Here is a 2,288-nt window from a genome sequence, read left to right as displayed (position 1 = left end):
TTTTAGTTTGGTTAAGTTAGAAAGGGCGCACGGTGGATGCCTTGACACTAGGAGTCGATGAAGGACGGGACTAACGCCGATATGCTTCGGGGAGCTGTAAGTAAGCTTTGATCCGAAGATTTCCGAATGGGGAAACCCACCATACGTAATGGTATGGTATCCTTACCTGAATACATAGGGTAAGGAAGACAGACCCAGGGAACTGAAACATCTAAGTACCTGGAGGAAGAGAAAGCAAATGCGATTTCCTGAGTAGCGGCGAGCGAAACGGAACATAGCCCAAACCAAGAGGCTTGCCTCTTGGGGTTGTAGGACATTCTATACGGAGTTACAAAGGAACGAGGTAGACGAAGCGACCTGGAAAGGTCCGTCGTAGAGGGTAACAACCCCGTAGTCGAAACTTCGTTCTCTCTTGAATGTATCCTGAGTACGGCGGAACACGTGAAATTCCGTCGGAATCTGGGAGGACCATCTCCCAAGGCTAAATACTCCCTAGTGATCGATAGTGAACCAGTACCGTGAGGGAAAGGTGAAAAGCACCCCGGAAGGGGAGTGAAAGAGATCCTGAAACCGTGTGCCTACAAATAGTCAGAGCCCGTTAATGGGTGATGGCGTGCCTTTTGTAGAATGAACCGGCGAGTTACGATCCCGTGCGAGGTTAAGCTGAAGAGGCGGAGCCGCAGCGAAAGCGAGTCTGAATAGGGCGTTTAGTACGTGGTCGTAGACCCGAAACCAGGTGATCTACCCATGTCCAGGGTGAAGTTCAGGTAACACTGAATGGAGGCCCGAACCCACGCACGTTGAAAAGTGCGGGGATGAGGTGTGGGTAGCGGAGAAATTCCAATCGAACCTGGAGATAGCTGGTTCTCCCCGAAATAGCTTTAGGGCTAGCCTTAAGTGTAAGAGTCTTGGAGGTAGAGCACTGATTGAACTAGGGGTCCTCATCGGATTACCGAATTCAGTCAAACTCCGAATGCCAATGACTTATCCTTAGGAGTCAGACTGCGAGTGATAAGATCCGTAGTCAAGAGGGAAACAGCCCAGATCGCCAGCTAAGGTCCCAAAGTGTGTATTAAGTGGAAAAGGATGTGGAGTTGCTTAGACAACTAGGATGTTGGCTTAGAAGCAGCCACCATTTAAAGAGTGCGTAATAGCTCACTAGTCGAGTGACTCTGCGCCGAAAATGTACCGGGGCTAAATACACCACCGAAGCTGCGAATTGATACCAATGGTATCAGTGGTAGGGGAGCGTTCTAAGTGCAGTGAAGTCAGACCGGAAGGACTGGTGGAGCGCTTAGAAGTGAGAATGCCGGTATGAGTAGCGAAAGACGGGTGAGAATCCCGTCCACCGAATGCCTAAGGTTTCCTGAGGAAGGCTCGTCCGCTCAGGGTTAGTCAGGACCTAAGCCGAGGCCGACAGGCGTAGGCGATGGACAACAGGTTGATATTCCTGTACCACCTCTTTATCGTTTGAGCAATGGAGGGACGCAGAAGGATAGAAGAAGCGTGCGATTGGTTGTGCACGTCCAAGCAGTTAGGCTGATAAGTAGGCAAATCCGCTTATCGTGAAGGCTGAGCTGTGATGGGGAAGCTCCTTATGGAGCGAAGTCTTTGATTCCCCGCTGCCAAGAAAAGCTTCTAGCGAGATAAAAGGTGCCTGTACCGCAAACCGACACAGGTAGGCGAGGAGAGAATCCTAAGGTGTGCGAGAGAACTCTGGTTAAGGAACTCGGCAAAATGACCCCGTAACTTCGGGAGAAGGGGTGCTTTCTTAACGGAAAGCCGCAGTGAATAGGCCCAAGCGACTGTTTAGCAAAAACACAGGTCTCTGCGAAGCCGTAAGGCGAAGTATAGGGGCTGACACCTGCCCGGTGCTGGAAGGTTAAGGAGAGGGGTTAGCGTAAGCGAAGCTCTGAACTGAAGCCCCAGTAAACGGCGGCCGTAACTATAACGGTCCTAAGGTAGCGAAATTCCTTGTCGGGTAAGTTCCGACCCGCACGAAAGGTGTAACGATTTGGGCACTGTCTCAACCAGAGACTCGGTGAAATTATAGTACCTGTGAAGATGCAGGTTACCCGCGACAGGACGGAAAGACCCCGTGGAGCTTTACTGTAGCCTGATATTGAATTTTGGTACAGTTTGTACAGGATAGGCGGGAGCCATTGAAACCGGAGCGCTAGCTTCGGTGGAGGCGCTGGTGGGATACCGCCCTGACTGTATTGAAATTCTAACCTACGGGTCTTATCGACCCGGGAGACAGTGTCAGGTGGGCAGTTTGACTGGGGCGG

General features: G+C 51.2%; 1 rRNA gene. It reads left to right on the top strand.

Features of this window, described 5'->3' with window-relative positions:
• Nucleotides 1-9 precede the first annotated feature (9 nt).
• Nucleotides 10-2,288 (top strand): 23S ribosomal RNA (locus tag KVT31_RS29240); the annotation flags it as partial.

Origin of the sequence: Bacillus sp. GbtcB14 (assembly GCF_019091205.1) — a bacterium.
Classification (GTDB): domain Bacteria; phylum Bacillota; class Bacilli; order Bacillales; family Bacillaceae_G; genus Bacillus_A; species Bacillus_A cereus_AG.
The sequence above is the reverse complement of the archived record's forward strand: the minus strand, read 5'-3'. Positions and strand labels throughout refer to the sequence as shown.